The organism is Draconibacterium halophilum (assembly GCF_010448835.1).
Classification (GTDB): Bacteria; Bacteroidota; Bacteroidia; order Bacteroidales; family Prolixibacteraceae; genus Draconibacterium; species Draconibacterium halophilum.
Genome location: NZ_CP048409.1, coordinates 2,982,684 through 3,001,135, shown reverse-complemented (window position 1 = coordinate 3,001,135; position 18,452 = coordinate 2,982,684). Strand labels below are relative to the sequence as shown.

Sequence of the window (18,452 nt, the reverse complement as noted above, 5' to 3'; positions counted from 1 at the left end):
CTGCAAAAATAGTGTTTTTTTCATTCCCTCAAACACTTTTTTCGTTTATTTTTGAATTATTCTGTTGGTTTTCAGCCCAAAAGACAATTTCCGTTTAGTTGCTGTTCTCTTTCACTTTAAAATGATCACCGGTAGCGTTTATAACTGCTTTGTACCACCATTCAGGATAACCTGCAAAAATTGGTGGTGCCGGCATTCCGGTTTCGGTACGCACAAATTCGCCGTTACTCTCGCGTTTTATGTTTCCATCGGTATATTTTACAACCAGGTACTGATAAAGTTCTTTCCATCGTTGAGTCATATTTTCGGCTTCGTTAACCGAAAATTCAGTAATAAATTCTCGTGCTTGTTCTTCGTTAACCGTGTTATACAGGGTTTCGGCAGCTTTATCAATCGCTGGCACAAAAGCTACAAATTTATCTTCCAGTTGGCGTTGCACGATTTTTACATCTTTGATCATATCGTTGTAACGTAAATAGGCATAGTTGGCCACCTGACTGAATGTCCAAAAAGCAGACGTTTCGCTGTAAGTGAGCAAATCGCCGTTACCAACCGCAAAACACTCCGGAATTTCATTAATTCCACAATACATTGGTGCATAGCAGGTAGAATAGGCATCGTCTACGCCAAACCACAAAATTCCACCAATAGGATCGGGTAGCCAGCTGCGGCATTGTGCTACAAATGAAAATCCGGTTTGCTGCGTTGAAATTGCACGCTCGTTGCAGTATTCAACCGAATCAACTTCCCATGTCAATCCGCGCCAACGGTAAGGCAGTTCATAAGGTCCGGCTCCAAGGTCTTGAGTCATATCCAGTTCTGTTCCTTCAAAATGGTCGCGCATCATGCCCATCACATCCTGAACACTCAACTGTTTATCGGGTTTTATCCACAGCGGCAAACGGTTTGTAGCGAAATTATTTTCTCCACCTTGCTCAACAATACCTTTAGCATACTCAGTATATTCATCCATTCCGCCTGCAACTTTGTTAAATCCGGCCCAAACGCGGGCATCGCAAAAACGTGCTGCGCCAAAATCAACCGGTGCATATACATCAGAAAAACTAAAATCTTTATTGGTGCCTTTAAACCAGCCTTTTTCGCGGGCAAAGGAAATTACATCTGTCGAATACAGGCAATTTTTAGAATCGTTTAACGGAAAAGTGGTGATACGCGCCTGGTTGGCATGTCCGCTTATAAAACCATCGGGAATTCGCATGGCCACCCAAACAGCTCCTTTTTCGCCTTGTCCTTTACCTATCATTTCCAAAATCCAAACCTCTTCAGGATCAGCAATAGAAAAGGATTCTCCCGAGCTGTAATAGCCATATTCTTCAACAAGACCGGTCATTACTTCAATAGCCTCGCGAGCAGTTTTAGCCCGCTGCAAGGTTACATAAATTAAACTACCGTAGTCCATAATAGCGCCGGGCTGGCTCGATAATTCGCTGCGGCCGCCAAAAGTAGTTTCCGAAATGGCCAACTGAAATTCATTCATGTTGCCAATAACGCTGTAAGTGTGCTCTGGTTGGGGGATTTCACCAAGATAAATACCAGTGTCCCATTCGTAGATCTTTCGCATGGTACCTGCCGGATAATCGGCTGCCGGCTGATGATACAACTCCCCGTAAAGGGTATGCGAGTCGGCCGCGTAAGTGATCATTGTTGATCCGTCGGTAGAAGCGCCTTTTGAAATTAAAAAATTGGTACAAGCATTTGAAACCTGCTGATTTAAAAGAATGAATGCCATAATAAGCATTCCTACAACCCTAATCTTCCTCATTTGTAAGTCTGTTTTAATTCAATCAATGACGCAAAGATAATTAAAAGACAAAACTGTCTAATGATTTTTATTTCGTTATAGAATGTTTGGGGAGATTAATAAACGGCGATCCTTTATTTTCAGGCTATAAGCAGCTTTTTATGCGGTTAAAAACTTCTTCAATGTCGTTGTCCAATCCAACAGAAAAACGTACTAATCCGTCTGATAATCCCATTTCTTTTTGCACCTCAGCAGGTATTTCTGATGATGTGCTGTGTCCCGAGCAGCTGAAAAGTGTTCGGAAATAGCCCAGCGAAACAGCCAGATAACCAATATTGGCCTGTTGCATTTTAAACATCACCTCGTTGGCGTGTTTTTCAGTTTCCAGGTCGATCGAGAGCATTCCGCCATAGCCGTAGTCTTTGTTCATTAAGCGGGTGTGTAACTCGTGTTGTGGATGGCTTTGTAAACCGGCATACTTTACTGTAACGCCAATATCTTCGAGTTTTGATGCCACGTACATCGCATTTTTGCTGTGTTGTTTCATGCGCAGGTGTAAGGTATGCACGTTCTTTAATATGCTCGACGATCTCAACGGATCGAGAACGGGGCCAAGCAACATGGCTGTGCCGTCGTTTACATTCGAAAGCTGCCCGATAAAATCGTTTGAGCCGCAAATGGCACCTGCTACACAATCGTTTTTGCCATTTATGAATTTGGTCATGCTGTAAACTACCAGGTCGGCTCCCAGTTCGGCAGGCGAAAAAATCATAGGGGTAAATGTATTGTCTACCATCAATTTTGCCTGATGATCGTGCGCAATTTTTGCCAGTTCCGGAATATCAGAAACCTGAAGAAGCGGGTTGGTAACGGTTTCGGTATAAATAACTTTTGTATTGGGGCGCATCGCGTTTTTTACCTGCTCGTGATTAGTGATATCAACAAACGAAACTTCAATATTGTATTTTGGCAACCAGTTTTTCAGAAAAGCATAAGTGCCACCGTAAGTTGTTACACTAGTAATAATATGGTCGCCCGAATGGCACAGTTGCAAGATGGTGCAGGTAATGGCAGCCATTCCTGATGATGTAATCCATGCCGATTCGGTTCCTTCCATCGCTGCCAATGCATCGGCCAGGTATTTATTGCTCGGATTCCAGTGACGCGAGTACAAAAAACAACCTTCCATATGGCCAAGAAATGTCTCTTCCATGGTTTTACCTTCAAGGAAAGTATAGGTTGAAGAATCAGTTATTGATGGGTTTACACCGCCAAATTCGCCAAATTGCTGAATATCAAAAATTCTTTTTGAAGGATCTGAGTTCATGTTCAAAGTTTTAAGTTTGAGGGCAAGTTAGGAGGAATGAAAATAGCGAAGAATGATTTTTGTTTGCTAATGAATCTTCCCTGTTGTAGAATATCTTTTGTATACGGTGAACCCTGTTCTATTGTTAAGTCAAGCCTCAACTTTCTGGTTCGTCATTCCGAACTTGTTTCGGAATCCATATTGATTAAGAGATGCTGAAATAAATTCAGCATGACGTGGCTGAGGAACAAAGTTGACTTAACACTAGGGCAAAAAGATTACTCCGCTACAACTGTTTTTTCGTGCTCCGGTAACCGATGCCAGACAGTTAATCTCCTCTCTCAGACGAAGAACACCCATAAACGCAAATACAATAGCTTCTTTGTAATCGATCAGGTTGGTTTCAGGCAGAATGATCTCCGTTGATGTTAATGCTTGCATTCTTTCCATTAGAAAGGAGTTAAACGCACCGCCTCCGGTTACCAGCATTTTTCCATCACCCGACAAGTCTTTTGTAATTTGTAGGGCAATGTGCTCGTAAATGGTTCGCATTTTATCCCTGGTATTCAGTTCTGTTTTATTCAAGATCGGGAGAAATTCAGATTCAATCCATTCGCGGCCCAATGATTTTGGTGGTTGGTGGCGGTAGTAGGAGAGTGCATTCAATTTCTTCAGAAGTGCTTCGTTAACCTTTCCCTGCCGGCCTAATTCTCCGTTTTTATCAAATGGTTGATCAAATTTTTCGGCTAGTGGGTTTAAAACAATATTCACCGGGCAATTATCAAAAGCTTTTCTTTTTTCTTTTTCTTCGTACGAAATATTGGCAAAACCACCAAGGTTGAGGCAATACTCGAATTCCGAAAAAAGCAATCGATCGCCAATTGGTACCAGTGGAGCTCCCTGACCACCCAATACAACATCGCCGGTTCTGAAATCGCAAACCGTTAAGCAATTACTGCTTGTTGAAAGGTGCGCTCCGCTGCCAATTTGCAGTGTAAATCCATTTTCGGGCTGATGAAAAACCGTGTGCCCGTGAGAGGCAATTAAATCTGTTGCGAATTTTGTGTTGTTAATAAATTTTCTCGCTTGTTCGCCCAGGAATAATCCGTATTTGGCATTTAGGGCGGTGAGTTCGGTTCCTGAAAGTATGTGTGCCGTTTGCAGACGTTTTTTCCACTCAGTAGTGTATGAAATAGTCTCGGCTTCCTGCAATTTAAACGACCATTTTTTATCGTGCTCTGTAATTTCAACAGCGGCAATATCCAATCCATCAAGCGAGGTGCCCGACATCATTCCAATGGCTTTTATCGTTTTTCTACTTCCCCAGGAATTTGTCATATTTTGTTTTTCCTTTTTATTATTTCCAAAAGTGTGCTTCGTAAACTGTATTGTTGTCTCGGTAGTCTAAAATTGTCAATTTGAAAGTGTGGTTTTTACCCAATTTAAACCGTTCGTTATCAAAATAATGTGTTACTGTTGCTGTTTTTGCATCGTATTCAAAAAGCGCCCATTTACCGTCAAGCAAACCTTCAATGGTTTTTATTCCTGCAAGATCGTCCTTGATTTTAAAACGTATTCGGTTCGACTCAGTAAGTTTGTTGTCCGCAATACTCAGCGGTTTTATTTCTGGGGGAATCGTATCTACGGTAACAGCATAAACGCCCAGGTTACGTGTTTTTGTTGTTACCCAGCCATTTTTGTGTCGACCGCCTGCGGCACTGTATTCTCCGGTTATTGGATGAACGTAGGCCATTATAACTTTCGATTGTAAATGAGTAGGTAGGTTGTCGGTACGCACACTAATCGTTGCATCTTTATGCAGTGGAACCGTATTGTTGTGGAAAAAAATATAATCTGTAAAAAACTCATTAGATGTCGGTTCGGTTCGGTATTCAAAACGAAAATCGGAATATAAAGCGCCTGCAGGTATCTCTATTTGGGCAGAATCGTTTTGGAAAGTATTCGTTTTGTTATAAACAAAAAGCTTTCCTTTAATTGAATCATGTTGCACTGATGCCTTCTTTCCAACAATTGAAAAATCGAGTATCGATTTATTTTTATACGAATCTTGTAATTCTATTTCAATCGTTCCATTTTGTTCATGTATTGGAAAAATGTGGCCTCCCGAACCATTATGAGTGTAAATGGGCAATTTGTTTCCTGGCTCAAGCCATGTTTTTATGTAACGGCGTTTTGCTGTTTTGTACTGATCGTAAACAATATGACTGTTTAAATACCGGGTGTTGCCAAACGAAAAGCGATTAAGCGTAAATGTAAATTGGTCTTCATTATTAAAAGACATGCGCAGCAAGTTAATGCCGCATTTATTGTATGTTCCATTAAAGTAATCGTTTGATTGTACGGCCACCCCAATTTCTCCCCAAACCGGAATTATGGAATTATTTTTTAAATGGTATTTACCATCGTAGAAAACCACCGGATAACTTTTGGGCGCTGTTGCATATGCCACATGCGAATTGTTGGTGAGCGGAACCAATAACACTGAAAATATTTTTGGGGAAATATCATCTTTCACGGGAAATCCAAAACTTAGGGGATTAAGCGGCTCTTCTGTTTTTGTGTCTCTTATCTCAAAATGCAAATGAGGGCCCCCCGAACTTCCACTGTTCCCGCTTTTGGCAATCTCTTCATTCTGCTTTACCGAAAAGAGATAAGACGGAATCTGGAGATCGATCCGAAAAGATCGCTTTTCGTATTGCTTTTCTTTTACATACTTTTCTATTTCATCACTAAATGCCTTTAAATGCCCGTAAACCGAAGTAGTGCCGTTTGGATGACTGATATAAAGCGCTTTGCCGTAACCTGTTGGCGAAACCACAATACGCGAAATAAATCCGTCAGCCACAGCATAAACCGGAAAGCCAGTTGTGCCCTGGGTTTTTATGTCAATTCCCGAGTGAAAATGGTTGCTTCGAAGCTCGGCAAAGCTACCACTAAGCAACAATGGAATTTTAACCGGATCCGTATAATAACGTTGTTGTGCCATCCCCAGCATGGCTAAAAAAAGAAAAAGAGGTGTAAAAAATGTTCTCATCATTGTTTAATTGGAGTCACCAAATTTAATTAAATTATGGGTGCCACAAATATTTGTTTGCAGTTCTGTCATCTATTATAAAAATATATCTATCATTAAGCGTGAGCAAGATCTGCTAATGATTAACATTCGTTTGTTAGCATAAAAAGAATGCAATCGATTTGATTTCCTTTTACAATCAGGAAAAAAAGTTAACTTTGTTCACGAAATGCAGCTAAAATGACCGAAGAGGATCACTTGCTACTTAATGATTTAAAGCGAAATACACAGCAACTGTTCGAAAAATACAACAAATTGGAACAGAAAAATAAAGAGCTGAGTGGCCAGGTAGAGAACCTGAAGCAGGAAATTGAATTAATGGAGCATGAAAGAATTGATTTAGGTCGGAGTTACGAGCAACTGAAAGTAGCCAACCGGATGTTATCAGAATCGGATGAAAACGGAGAAGCTAAACAGAAAATAGATACTTTAATACGGGAGATTGATAAATGTATTGCATTACTAAACAAGTAATGTTTTGAAAGATAAAGACTTTAGAATACATATTAAGATTGATGGACGGGTTTACCCGCTAAACATCAATCGCGATGAAGAAGAGAGATATAGAAAAGCTGCAAAGATTGTCGAAGAAACGATTTTGTCATTTCGGAAAATGTTTCAGGATAACGACAATCAGGATATTATGGCGATGACAGCATTTCAGGTTGCATTACGTTATACTGAGGAGCAACAAAGTCGTGATTACTCTCAATTTGTCGATGATATAAAGGATATAAAAGATGATATTTCTGATTTTCTTAAAGAAAAGGAAGAGAAATAAAGTCTGAATACATAAATAATCAAAGCCCGTATTAGGCCGGTTCAAGCGAGAATCAGGTTTATTACGGGTTTTTTAGTAACTAATAATTTGAAATATGGAACTAATAATAGGAGTAGCCGCAGGGTTTGTCGTAGGAGGCGCTTTAGCTTATCTGATATGGGATAAGGCCCTGAAGGCGAAAAAGAATCGGATAATCGGCGAAGGAAAAACCGAGGCCGAAGTGATAAAAAAAGATAAAATATTGCAGGCAAAAGAGAAATTCCTGCAGTTAAAATCGGAACACGAAAAGTACATTAACGAAAAGAGTTCGCATCTGGCGAAAGAGGAGAACAGGTACAAACAGCGTGAAACAACACTAAATCAACGTCGTGAAGAGTTGAACCGCAAAACAAAAGAATTTGAAAATACACGTCGTGATGTAGAAGCAATTCGTGAGAACCTGAATACGCAACTTCAGCGTGTTGAACTCAAAAGCGAAGAGCTTGACAAAACGCACAAACAGCACCTTGAGAAACTGGAGCAAATTTCAGGTCTTTCGGCTGATGATGCAAAGGAACAGTTGGTAGAATCGCTGCAGGAAGAAGCCAAAACCGAGGCTGTTGCATACATCAATGAGATAATGGAAGAAGCCAAGCAAACGGCTAACAAGGAAGCTAAAAAGATCGTTGTTAAATCGATTCAACGTGTGGCTACCGAAACGGCTGTAGAAAATGCAGTTACTATTTTCCACATCGAAAGTGACGAGATTAAAGGACGAATTATTGGTCGTGAAGGACGTAATATTCGTGCACTTGAAGCTGCTACCGGTGTTGAAATCGTTGTAGATGATACTCCGGAAGCTATCGTGCTTTCTGCTTTTGATCCGGTACGTCGTGAGATTGCCCGTTTGGCACTTCACCAATTGGTAACCGATGGACGTATCCATCCGGCACGAATTGAAGAAGTAGTACAGAAAGTAAAAAAACAGATTGACGAAGAAGTTATTGAGACCGGTAAACGTACTGCCATCGACCTTGGAATTCATGGTTTACATCCTGAGTTGATTCGTTTGATAGGTAAAATGAAATACCGTTCGTCGTACGGACAAAACTTACTGCAACACTCACGTGAGGTGGCTAACCTTTGTGCTACTATGGCATCAGAGTTGGGATTAAATCCGAAAAAAGCAAAACGCGCCGGATTGCTACACGATATTGGTAAAGTGCCGGATGACGAGCCGGAATTGCCACACGCGGTGCTGGGTATGAAATTGGCCGAAAGATTCAAAGAGAAACCAGATATTTGTAATGCCATTGGTGCACACCACGATGAAGTGGAAATGGAATCGCTTTTTGCTCCGATCGTACAGGTTTGTGATGCTATTTCAGGTGCTCGTCCGGGTGCCCGTCGCGAAGTGGTAGAATCGTACATTAAACGATTGAAAGACCTTGAAGATTTGGCGCTTTCTTATCCTGGCGTATTAAAAACCTATGCTATTCAGGCAGGTAGAGAATTACGCGTAATTGTAGGAGCAGAAAAAATGAACGATCAGGAAACGGAACAACTTTCATACGATATCTCGAAGCGGATTCAGGATGAAATGACTTATCCCGGACAGATCAAGATTACTGTAATCAGGGAAACCCGCGCAGTAAGCTACGCGAAGTAAAAAATACAAGTAATTAGATAAAAAAACTTCGACCATTTGGTCGAAGTTTTTTTTGCTTAAAACAAACTGAGCAGCTGTTTAATCTTTTCTTTCTTTTCAGTATAGCCAACAGATTCGTAGGCTTCAAGCATCGATTCTACCTGGCGTTTGATAAATAAAACATCTGGTTTTGGCTCGGCAAATTCTTCTATTGGTTTATAGTCGTTTCTTTTCAGGTGATAATCAATTTCTTTTCGGCTGGTAATGGCTCCTTTATTCGAAGGGTTAATGTAAAACAACACCTCCGTTTCGCGTGTTGCTCCATGCACTTTTTGTGCCAGTTCAGCATCAACAATTGCTACCAGCGGATTTTTTGGAAAATCAACCAAATAGGCCGGAAGCTCAATAGCGCGGGCTATAATCGTGTAAAAAATACTCATTGACACCGGACTGCCATGTTTAGTCTCGAGTAGCTGATTCAAAAAGCAATTTTGTGGCGAATCAGGGTTGCTCAGATTAACCGAATAGCCATTCAGGTTAAAAATAAAGTGGTTTAATATGGTTGTTTTTTCAAGTAGTGTCAACGAATTATTTAAATCCAGCCATATTGATTTTCGCAGGTTCTCAATTTTTAACGTCAGGGTTAATGGATTCAGATCGGGGTACTGAAATTTATCCACAGCACAAAAACCTTCAAAAAGATCTTGCGTTCCGGGAGTTTGAGCGATCCAGTTTTTAAGCCCGCTATAAGTTTTCTTAAACTGAAGACTTTGTATGATATTTTCGATGCGGCTCTGGCTGTTCTCGTCAAAACTTTGTTCCCATTTTTTCTCCAGCGCCGGTATAATTGCTTCGTCTTCTTTCAGTAGTTCCTGTTCTACCATCTCAAAAACTGTTTTGTCCGGATCGTCGAGTAGGGTGACCAGTGCATTAAGTCTTTCTTGTTCCATTCCTAATTACTTAAAATATCGAGTACTATTTTTATTAGTTTCTTCATCTCGTTGCGGTAATTTTCGTTGGCGGTAAGCGTTACGCGGTTGGCAATAATTAAACAAACGGTAAGAGCGTTGTGTCCCATCATTTTTGAAAGGCCATAGATAGCCGAGCTTTCCATTTCAAAATTGGTAATTCGCAAATCGTTATACGAAAACGTTTCTATTAACTCATTTAATTGAGGGAAGGCCAGTGGTAATCGCAACTCACGACCTTGCGGCGCATAAAATCCCGGGGCAGAAATAGTAACTCCTTTTTTGAATTTTTTATCGGTAAACTTTTTAAGAAGCGATTGGCTCGCATCTACAGTATAAGGTGCTGCAAGCGATTCACTCCATTGTGTATGTATTCTAAAAGCTGCTTCAAAATCCATGTCGCAAACTTGTTCGCGTTTGGCATAGTAATTCAGCAAACCATCGAAACCAATCGACTTTTCGGATAACACAAAGGAATTTACAGGAAGGTCGTTTTGTAATCCCCCGAAGTTCCAATGCGAACAATATCAAGCGAACGGAGTTCTTTTTTTATACTGCGTGTTTCCAAATCAATATTAGCCAGCGCATCCAACTCGTTAAGCACAATATCGATGTTGTCAGTTCCGATTCCTGTAGAAATCACCGAAATTTTCTTCTGGTTGTAAAATCCGGTAATCGTTTTAAACTCCCGATTTTGAACCGTAAAAATGATTTCATCGAAAAAACCGGCAATCGTATCAACACGTGCAGGATCGCCAACAAGGATGATTTGCCCGCCAATATTTTCAGGTTTTAAATGTAAATGGAAAATACTTCCATCGCTGTTTAAGATTAGCTCCGAGTGTTTAATCATAGTTTGCTTTAATAATGCAACCAAAATTATTTAAAATTACATGGAACACCAATGGCAGCAGGGAAAACATATAAACATCTAACAACGAAGCTTTCGTTTTTATTCTGTAATTTTGTTAAAAACGTCACATATGTTAAACAGATCTGGCAAAAATATGGGTAATCACTTATTATATTACGTTTTAATACTAAAAAACGCATTAAATTTTTATTTTTGGTAGAAATACGAATCTAATAGCAAACCAGATGTCATTTAAAATCTTTTCACTTCAGCTTACTGGCAAAATTAAGTCCGTTGACGTTATCGAGAAAAAACGAAAACAATTAGCAGACGATTACGCTGAGTTTTTGAAAACTGAAAATTCGGAAGAACTGAAAGCATTTTTAGAACTAGAAAAATATGTTACATCCAGCGAATTTGCTGCAAAAAAGAAGGAGATTGAACGGCAATCGTTTAAAGGTAGCAAAGAAGAAGAGCAATTAAAGGAATTTCAGCGTTTGCAAAAAGCTACACGCATAAAGAATTATTTCAAGGTTGAAGGATCTCCCGATCTGGCTCGATACCAGGCAGAAAAGGAATCGCAAAAACTTGCCGATTTTTATGCATTGGAAGAATACGTGAAAGATGGCGATTTTGAAAAAGATAAAAAGAAATAAAAAGCCGGATTTATAAAGGATCAGCGGAAGAGAAACATTTAAAAGAATTGAAAAAGCTTGAAAAATCGCCGGGCATTAAAGCGTATAATGAACTGGAAGGTTCGGAAAGATTGAAACAGCATAATGCTTTCGAAGATTCGGACAAGCTGAAACAGTACAACGAACTAAAAACTGCTGCTGTAAACGATAAAGAAAAAAATAAAGAGTTTAAACGACTGAGCAATGATTCTGCTATAAAAAGTTATTTCAAGCTAGAAAAGTCGAAAAATTTGAAGCTGTATCACGAAGTAATTGGAAGTCACAACCTCGTACGTTATAAAGAGTTGAAAGAACATGTTAATACTGATGAATTTAAAAAGAAAGTAGCCTATTTAAAGGACAGGAAAAAGTTTGAAAAAAGTGAGGCTTACAAAAAATACGCTGATTACAAGAAATTGGCCGGCGATTCAGTGGTTTCTTTTGTTTTGAAATACGAGAAATCGAAATTATACAAAAACTACCTTGATGTTAAAGAATCGTTTGATTTAAAACGTTATAACGAATTGAAAGAACTAATCGAATCAGAAGATTATAAAAAGCAAAAAGCCTGGCTGGAGGACAAAAAACGCTGGGAAAAAACTGAAGACGCTCAGAAATTTAAAAAATATGAAACCGACAAGAAAAAGCCGGAATTCGTAAAATATTTCAAATACAAAGACAGTACAGACTTTGATTTTTATAAAAACTGGGGTGTGGTATTTGAGGATTCGTTTATGGTTAAAAAATTGGACGATGCAAAATGGATGACTAGTTCGTTAACGACTTCTAAAACCCTGGGACAAAATTATGCAATGCCCGGCGACCTAAGCGTTTTTACTGATGGAGCGAATATTCAAACCGGAAGTAAACTGAGTATTCAAGTTAAAAAAGAAATCAAAGAAGGAATGGTTTGGCAGATGCCTGCAGGCTTTGTTCAGACTGATTTCGAATACACTTCAGGGATTATAAGTTCAGGAGAACATTTTCAATTTGAGGATGGAATTGTAGAGGCCAAAATTTACTTTAATCCTGTAAAACAGGTGGCTAGCTCATTCTACCTTGCCAACGGAAGTAATGTTCCGCGTGCTAATCTGGTTGAAATGGGGGCAAAAAATATTTTGGGTTTATACACTATGAACGAAAGTGGTAAAATTGCTTCGGAAGGATTGGAAATTAATAACCTCAAAAAAGGTGCTTATATTTTCACGCTCGAGAAATCGGGGGCAACTTTCACCTGGAAGATAAATGAACTGGAGGTTTTAAAGCTTACCAGCAACGATTTAAATAAACCGTTGGAGTTAAATGCCTCGAGTCTTGTGGTGGATAAATTGTCAGGATCATCAGCAAATTTCGATGTTGAATGGGTAAAATGCTATCGTAAAAAATGACATTGAGCGGATGTGAAGTAAACTGGATGGATGAGTTTGGTGGAGCAATAACTGTTTGCAACACTGACGGTATTATTGTTTATATGAATGATTTTTCTATCCGTCAGTTTGAAAAATATGGAGGTGATAATTTATTGGGAACCAATTTATTGGAATGTCATCCTGAGCCATCGAAGACCAAACTTCGGGAGATGCTTGAAAAACCCATCGAAAACACGTATACCACCGAAAAGAATGGTCTGAAAAAGGTAGTTACCCAAAAACCATGGATGGAAAACGGAAAGTTCTGCGGTGTAGTAGAGTTGTCTTTTGAGCTACCGTCGGATATTGAAAATCAGATTCGTACCTGACCTTAAACTTACTTTTATAAACCTCTTTTATTGAATAAAATATATCCAAAGTTCAGGGTTACATAAAGATTGGTATTACTCTTTTCGTAATAGTTGAATGAAAGACTCACAGGCCCAATTCCGGTTTGATAAACCAGCGCAGCCATTCCCTGAATATAATAATTGTCAATAAAATTATCACTTTCAATTGGCGAAAGATCAGCCTGTTTCAATTCTTCATGAATTGGGCAGAAACCATAGCCTTCAACACGAAGATGCAGATCTGGTGAGAATTTGAATATGGCTTTTACACCTCCTGCAAGGTATTTATTCGAATGAAATTCATTAATAAACAGCGACTTACTATGAGGTGTTGGAGTAAAGCCCTGTGCGGCAAGTTTTGTCGATCTGTAGGTTTGAAACAATTCCTTTGTACTTAAAAATGTTTCAAGGTGAGTGCCCAAAACAAATTTATTACCTAAGGAAAAATAGCGCAACGAGTGGGCGTGAAGCTGAAAGTAATTATGATTGGTTGATGCCGTGGAATAGGCCGTTGGACTATTTCCAGCTCTGTATTTCTCTTCGCCTACAACAAATCTTCCCTCTATTCCCCGGAGCGCTCCTTCAGTGGCATACTGCTTGTAATTCAATGAGTTATTCTTGAACCCAACTTTTGAGACAAAAGCATTAAATTTTGAGTTATCGAGGTTACTTCCTTCTTCCGATTCATCGGTTTGGTAAAAATCGTTACTTGCAGAGGAGTAGGCAACTCCGCCGTAAATTTTGCTGTGTAAACCCAGCGGTAATCCGGTTTCAAGCCTGAAATTTGTTTCATCCTTAACAATGTATGGCGAACGAACGTCTTCAAAAATCAACTCGGTACTCGACGAAAAATAATCCCAACGGTTAAATGTTAAGTATGATTCAAAATAAAAAGGCAGCGATGTTGGATAGTCAATACGACCCCCAGTTTAAATGAACTGTAAAAGCGACCAAAATAAATATTTGAATGGAGCGAATAAGCCCTGCTTTTATAGGTTCTGAAATTAACAGCTGCAAACCCCTGATTTATTGGTTTGGTAGATATATTTCCGCCAATGCTTAAATCAAGCCGTTTTTCGGGCTCAACTTTTAAATGCAGGTCGAAATAACCGGTATTAGTATTGTACCGCGTTATCGGCTGAATTGATTTGAGCTGTTCATCGGCCACCAATTTAAAATACTCAGTTTTTAAGGTAGATAGCGTTACGGTGTTATTGCGGTGTTTAATACTTTGTATAATAAACTGACGTTGCATCGGGTCGGTAACGCCTTCCACCTGTATGTTTTGAAAATTTAGTTCCGGTTTGCGCGTGTTAAAACTGTCGCGTTTGGCCTGAATTATTTCTTGTGGGACACGACGTTTAATCAGTTGTTTAATACTGTCGATTGCGGCCAGGGTTGTTTGTTCTCCACGAACCAGTACCGAGTCAATTTTGTCAAAATCAAGCAGCCCAACATTATTAAATTTTGTTTCCAGTAAAATCCCATCCTGTGGTTTAATCTCAAAATTGGTTGGCCGCATTACCATATTCGATATTTGTTGCATTACATCATCAGCATCAGCAGCTTTTGCGTCATCTGCTACCTTGTGTCCGATAATAATATCCGGGTTAAAAATTTCTTTCATATGGTCGGTAGGGAAGTTGTTCAGCAAACCACCATCGAACAACAATTTACCTTCAATTTCGATAGGTTTGAAATACAACGGAACAGTCATCGATGCCCGCATCGCATTTCCAAGGTCACCATTTCGTAAAACCAATGGTTTACTATTGTTCACATCGGCTGCAATACAAAAATAGGGTACCATTAATTGGTTAAAATCATAGTTGCAAGCTGCACTGGTTGCGGCAGTTAACTCCATAAAAGCAAAATCCATTTGTTCACCCGGAATAATATTGGTGGGTGGCAAAATTTTTACTTTTTCATCTTTTTTGGCTACACGTAACTGAATCCAGGTTGGATCTTCTTCCTGGCGCTTAAAATAATAACGGTATTCGCGTTGTATTTTACCAGTCGACCAGAAATAGAAATCGTCCGATTTAAAAAGCTCTTCCATTTCTTCAGTGGAATAACCGGCAGCATAAAGACCTCCAATAATTGCCCCAATGGAAGTTCCTGAAATATAGTCGATCGGGATATTGTTTTCTTCCAGTGCTCTAATCACCCCAATGTGTGCCATTCCTTTGGCTCCACCACCACTAAGTACCAAGCCAACCGATTGTGCACTGCTTTGTGCAACGGTTAAAGTAAGTAAGAGGATAATGAATAGAGATCGTATCATTAGGTCAATTGTTTTCTGAACGCTTTCAAAATTACTAAAAAATAAGAGTATGTTAAATATGTACTTCTTTAATTCTTTTTAAAACTGATTAAATTCAGCTGTTTTTGTATTAGAGACAGAAAAATTCTTCTGAAGGTTGCTTTGAGGTATCATAATTTTCTAAACAATACTTTTATTGATAGTTTTGTTAAAAAAGAGAGGTTTTTGTATCCCGACTTTAAATATGTATTAAGGGTAAAACTCGTTTAAAGTGTTTTTGTTATACAGAAGATAGATAGATCTTCAATTAAAAATAACCATGTGAAACGACAAATCATAATATTAATACTCTTTTGTTATAGTCTTTTAGGTAGTGCACAGCAGGTAGTTGAACCCGATTTTAGTTGGGGCAATTGTTATTACTACAACCTGAATATTGGAGATTCAGTAAAATTTAAGGATGTTGTTGTGGTTTTACTCGATATTAAAAATCATTACAATCAACTGAGTATTGACAATGATACAATTGACATAAAAGTAAGTCGACGCAGTTTACCATTAAGTTTCAATTCGGTACGAGTTTTTGTTGCCGATAACCGAAATGTGAAAAAACTGGCTGCGAATAAAGCTGCGCACGGATTATTAAAAAAGGATGCATTGATTTGTTTATCGGAAAGTAAGGAGGAAATGATGCCTTTCGATTTGTTTAGCTTTCCGGTGAGTTATAACCATGGTTTTAACTGGGATATGAACGAAGATAATCATATGTTTTCGTACCAAAACAAAGGATGCAGTAACAGTAATAATGAAGCCCGGTCGCACGAAGGAATTGAAATTGCATTAACCGATGCCCGAGGCATCCAAAAACATTGGTTGGTCGCCATTGAAAATAGCACTGTAGTTTGGGTGGAGGATGAAAAAAAAGGGCGAAAAAGTAAAGAGGCGTGTTTGCTCTTGCAGAGCAATTCAAATACATCTATTTTTTATGTATACGATCATTTGTTTGCCAATTCTGTAGAGGTAAAAGAAGGAATGCAGGTGAGGCCGGGAGAGCTGTTGGGTACGATTTGGGGAGACGAAAACTGGGGCCATTTGCAATTGGCAGTGGTAAAAAGTGATACCATTCCTTCCTACAAAAATCGTTTTACGAACTGTGTAAATTTTTTCCCCGAACTCTACGAATTGTATTTTAAAAACTCCTTTAGTTTTACAAAATCGTTTACCCGTGGAAAAGTGGATTTTGCGCGGCCACCAGTGATTAACGGTAACAGAAAGAACCTACTTGCCTTTGAGGAATATGCCGGAATGGGATGGCAATTGGGAACATGGAATACGGCAGACAAGGTAATGTCTTGCACAAAAGAGGAAATTGGAAATGCCCGTTTGAAGAAAGTATTATTTGAGAACTCCCCTGCAGAATGTCGCAATCCTGAAAATTATTTTGAATTCGAAATTAATGTACGCAACGGCGTTTATCGAATTCGTTCGCAGGTGGGAGATGTGAAATTGGCATCGTGGCAAAAAATTGAATATGAAGGAGTAGAAGCGGCAACCTACAATTTGAACGCGGGAGAATTAAAATGGACATCGGAAAAAGTAGTGAAGGTTAATGATCGCAAATTGACTATTCGTATTTACGTCGATCCTGCCAACCAAAAAGTTGCAGGAATCAGCGAGATTGTATTTCAGCAAGCATACTAAAAGCGAAAAATCATACCTGTTTTTACCTGTTCTGTATTAAATGTTGAATTAAAAAGATCCAAAGCCGGAGGTGCCGTACAATGTGATGGTAGTAGTTTTTCAATTTTATTTTGCCTAAAGTATTCAATGGTTTTTAAGGTCTGTTCGTTTTGAGCTTTTAAATGAAAACCTCCGATTACTGCTTTAATTATACTTATACCAGTAACTGTTCTTGCATGTTCGCAAATGTTGCAAATTCCGGAATGCGAGCAACCCGTTATCACAACAAGTTTATTATTTACAATTGCAGCCAGTGCTGAATCATCAGGTATATAATCTTCTGAACCATCTTCGAACTCAAAATTGGTTGACTGGCTTTCAAATCCATTAGTTCTGGGAATTTCACCCAAAAAATACAGGTTTTCTGAAAGTTGTAGCGAGGTATGGCTCGCTTTCAGCTTAAATTGGTTTTCAATTTCTTCTCGCGTTATTTCCAATCCAACGAATGAATGGTCGATTTTCCGGAAGCGCTTTGCAAAACTGGCCGGGTGGGTGATTAACGTTTTGTTACTCAATTGTTTTAGCCCGTTTCCATGATCTTTGTGCCCATGACTTAAGACAATGGTTTTTACTTCATTTTCTATATCGATTTTGAGCTGTTCTGCATTTTTCAAAAACATATCAGAATAACCGGTGTCAAATAAAATCTTTTCATTGTCGATATCAACAAGGTAGGAGAGACCGTGTTCTGAAAGAAATAGTTCGCCAGCCGTATTATCCGTTAAAATAGTTATTGAAAGCATGTTTTTGAAATTAGTAATTGCCTAATCATTTTCCAAATGGATTTTAAATTTAAACTAATTGGATGATTCGGTGCAAACTCAATCAGCGATTTTTCAACTAATATTGATTCTACAAACATTTTTGAAAATGGAATTTTACCAACCAACACGATTTTATTTTCCTTTAAGTAGCTTTCAACGGTTGCCGTAAATTCTGTATTTATGTCGTACTTGTTAATGATTGCACAAATTGGAACCTGAAACGAATTAACCAACTCTACCAATCGTTTTGCATCATGCAAGCCCGATACGGTTGGTTCGATTACCAGCAAAACGGCATTTGTTCCTGTAATGGAAGAAATGGCAGTGCAGCCAATTCCCGGAGGTCCATCGTTTAGCACAAAATCTGCTTTATTTTCAAGCGCAATTTCCCTGGCTTTTTCGCGGATTCGTGTAACCAGTTTTCCTGAATTTTCTTCGCCGACGCCCATTTTAGCGTGGACCATTGCACCAAAACGAGTATAAGAAACATACCAGTTATTGTTAAGGTTTTGGTGAGTTTGTATCGCATCTGCCGGACAAAGTCGTTCGCACAAGCGACAGCCCTCACATTGTAAAGGGTTCACTTCCGGTGAGCCATCGTTGTTTGTAAATATTGCTTCAAAACGGCAGACATCCTGGCAGGTTCTGCATTTGGTACATGTTTCCTGATTAATGAAAGCCAGTGAGCCACTGTCGAATTGATGCGTCTCTTTTATTTCAGGTTTTAAAATTAAATGCAAATCAGATGCGTCAACGTCGTTATCGCAAAATACAGCGTTTTGAGCTAACGATGCCAGGGCCGCAGTAATACTGGTTTTTCCGGCGCCTCCTTTTCCGCTTAATACTGTAATTTCTTTCATT

At 39.1% G+C, this 18,452-nt stretch carries 16 protein-coding genes and 1 pseudogene; 7 read left to right on the top strand and 10 right to left on the bottom strand.

The window, feature by feature from the left end:
* Positions 1–94: 94 nt before the first annotated feature.
* The 4 genes from G0Q07_RS12055 to G0Q07_RS12040 form a co-directional block, all read right to left on the bottom strand.
* Positions 95–1,783, bottom strand: coding sequence for a dipeptidase (locus tag G0Q07_RS12055; RefSeq protein WP_163346323.1), 1,689 nt, complete (start codon positions 1,781–1,783; stop codon positions 95–97).
* Positions 1,784–1,907: 124 nt separating this feature from the next.
* A complete protein-coding gene (locus G0Q07_RS12050; RefSeq protein WP_163346322.1) occupies positions 1,908–3,089 on the bottom strand; it encodes an aminotransferase class V-fold PLP-dependent enzyme in 1,182 nt (393 codons plus the stop codon).
* A gap of 243 nt (positions 3,090–3,332) precedes the next feature.
* Entirely contained in the window at positions 3,333–4,406 is a 1,074-nt protein-coding gene (locus G0Q07_RS12045) for an anhydro-N-acetylmuramic acid kinase (RefSeq protein ID WP_163346321.1), read from the bottom strand.
* Positions 4,407–4,425: 19 nt separating this feature from the next.
* Positions 4,426–6,126, bottom strand: coding sequence for a M23 family metallopeptidase (locus G0Q07_RS12040; RefSeq protein WP_163346320.1), 1,701 nt, complete (start codon positions 6,124–6,126; stop codon positions 4,426–4,428).
* Between the two features lie 216 nt (positions 6,127–6,342).
* On the opposite strand from G0Q07_RS12040, the gene G0Q07_RS12035 reads away from it, so the two are divergent.
* From G0Q07_RS12035 to rny, 3 genes are all read left to right on the top strand, one after another.
* Positions 6,343–6,636 (top strand): hypothetical protein, encoded by a 294-nt coding sequence (locus G0Q07_RS12035; RefSeq protein ID WP_163346319.1) that lies wholly within the window; start codon positions 6,343–6,345, stop codon positions 6,634–6,636.
* Between the two features lie 4 nt (positions 6,637–6,640).
* Entirely contained in the window at positions 6,641–6,943 is a 303-nt protein-coding gene (locus G0Q07_RS12030) for a cell division protein ZapA (protein WP_163346318.1), read from the top strand.
* A 94-nt stretch (positions 6,944–7,037) separates the two neighbouring features.
* Positions 7,038–8,591, top strand: a complete 1,554-nt coding sequence (gene rny, locus G0Q07_RS12025) for a ribonuclease Y (protein WP_163346317.1) — start codon at positions 7,038–7,040, stop codon at positions 8,589–8,591.
* A gap of 56 nt (positions 8,592–8,647) precedes the next feature.
* Here rny and G0Q07_RS12020 read toward each other — a convergent pair whose 3' ends face one another.
* Both G0Q07_RS12020 and G0Q07_RS12015 read right to left on the bottom strand, forming a co-directional pair.
* Entirely contained in the window at positions 8,648–9,520 is an 873-nt protein-coding gene (locus tag G0Q07_RS12020; protein WP_163346316.1) for a transglutaminase family protein, read from the bottom strand.
* 2 nt (positions 9,521–9,522) lie between these two features.
* Positions 9,523–10,391, bottom strand: a pseudogene (locus G0Q07_RS12015) (nucleoside phosphorylase).
* A gap of 245 nt (positions 10,392–10,636) precedes the next feature.
* Here G0Q07_RS12015 and G0Q07_RS12010 point away from each other — a divergent pair.
* From G0Q07_RS12010 to G0Q07_RS12000, 3 genes are read left to right on the top strand one after another with little or no spacing between them, the layout of a single operon-like run.
* Positions 10,637–11,047 carry a hypothetical protein gene (locus G0Q07_RS12010; protein WP_163346315.1) on the top strand — a complete coding sequence of 137 codons (411 nt, stop codon included), beginning with the start codon at positions 10,637–10,639 and terminating at the stop codon, positions 11,045–11,047.
* A gap of 47 nt (positions 11,048–11,094) precedes the next feature.
* Positions 11,095–12,453 (top strand): hypothetical protein, encoded by a 1,359-nt coding sequence (locus G0Q07_RS12005; protein WP_163346314.1) that lies wholly within the window; start codon positions 11,095–11,097, stop codon positions 12,451–12,453.
* Positions 12,450–12,803 (top strand): transcriptional regulator, encoded by a 354-nt coding sequence (locus G0Q07_RS12000; protein ID WP_203532532.1) that lies wholly within the window; start codon positions 12,450–12,452, stop codon positions 12,801–12,803. Before G0Q07_RS12005 ends, G0Q07_RS12000 begins: the two co-directional genes overlap by 4 nt.
* A 14-nt stretch (positions 12,804–12,817) precedes the next feature.
* Here G0Q07_RS12000 and G0Q07_RS11995 read toward each other — a convergent pair whose 3' ends face one another.
* Entirely contained in the window at positions 12,818–13,657 is an 840-nt protein-coding gene (locus G0Q07_RS11995; RefSeq protein WP_163346313.1) for a hypothetical protein, read from the bottom strand.
* Positions 13,658–13,695: 38 nt separating this feature from the next.
* Entirely contained in the window at positions 13,696–15,108 is a 1,413-nt protein-coding gene (locus G0Q07_RS11990) for a patatin-like phospholipase family protein (RefSeq protein WP_163346312.1), read from the bottom strand.
* Between the two features lie 300 nt (positions 15,109–15,408).
* Between G0Q07_RS11990 and G0Q07_RS11985 the strand changes: the two genes are divergently transcribed.
* Complete coding sequence (locus G0Q07_RS11985; protein ID WP_163346311.1) at positions 15,409–16,788, top strand: hypothetical protein; 1,380 nt, start codon at positions 15,409–15,411, stop codon at positions 16,786–16,788.
* On the opposite strand, the gene G0Q07_RS11980 is transcribed toward G0Q07_RS11985, so the two are convergent.
* Positions 16,785–17,570: an MBL fold metallo-hydrolase gene (locus G0Q07_RS11980; protein WP_163346310.1), complete on the bottom strand. Its 786-nt coding sequence runs from the start codon at positions 17,568–17,570 to the stop codon at positions 16,785–16,787. The two genes, G0Q07_RS11985 and G0Q07_RS11980, sit on opposite strands and share 4 nt — an antisense overlap.
* Positions 17,558–18,451 carry an ATP-binding protein gene (locus tag G0Q07_RS11975; RefSeq protein ID WP_163346309.1) on the bottom strand — a complete coding sequence of 298 codons (894 nt, stop codon included), beginning with the start codon at positions 18,449–18,451 and terminating at the stop codon, positions 17,558–17,560. The genes G0Q07_RS11980 and G0Q07_RS11975 overlap by 13 nt, the downstream gene beginning before the upstream one ends.
* Between the last annotated feature and the right edge of the window lies 1 nt (position 18,452).

Coding starts and splice junctions, on each gene's coding strand:
- G0Q07_RS12055 (WP_163346323.1), bottom strand. CDS start 1,783: ATGAGGAAGATTAGGGTTGTAGGAATGCTTATTATGGCATTCATTCTT.
- G0Q07_RS12050 (WP_163346322.1), bottom strand. CDS start 3,089: ATGAACTCAGATCCTTCAAAAAGAATTTTTGATATTCAGCAATTTGGC.
- G0Q07_RS12045 (WP_163346321.1), bottom strand. CDS start 4,406: ATGACAAATTCCTGGGGAAGTAGAAAAACGATAAAAGCCATTGGAATG.
- G0Q07_RS12040 (WP_163346320.1), bottom strand. CDS start 6,126: ATGATGAGAACATTTTTTACACCTCTTTTTCTTTTTTTAGCCATGCTG.
- G0Q07_RS12035 (WP_163346319.1), top strand. CDS start 6,343: ATGACCGAAGAGGATCACTTGCTACTTAATGATTTAAAGCGAAATACA.
- rny (WP_163346317.1), top strand. CDS start 7,038: ATGGAACTAATAATAGGAGTAGCCGCAGGGTTTGTCGTAGGAGGCGCT.
- G0Q07_RS12020 (WP_163346316.1), bottom strand. CDS start 9,520: ATGGAACAAGAAAGACTTAATGCACTGGTCACCCTACTCGACGATCCG.
- G0Q07_RS12010 (WP_163346315.1), top strand. CDS start 10,637: ATGTCATTTAAAATCTTTTCACTTCAGCTTACTGGCAAAATTAAGTCC.
- G0Q07_RS12000 (WP_203532532.1), top strand. CDS start 12,450: ATGACATTGAGCGGATGTGAAGTAAACTGGATGGATGAGTTTGGTGGA.
- G0Q07_RS11990 (WP_163346312.1), bottom strand. CDS start 15,108: ATGATACGATCTCTATTCATTATCCTCTTACTTACTTTAACCGTTGCA.
- G0Q07_RS11980 (WP_163346310.1), bottom strand. CDS start 17,570: ATGCTTTCAATAACTATTTTAACGGATAATACGGCTGGCGAACTATTT.
- G0Q07_RS11975 (WP_163346309.1), bottom strand. CDS start 18,451: ATGAAAGAAATTACAGTATTAAGCGGAAAAGGAGGCGCCGGAAAAACC.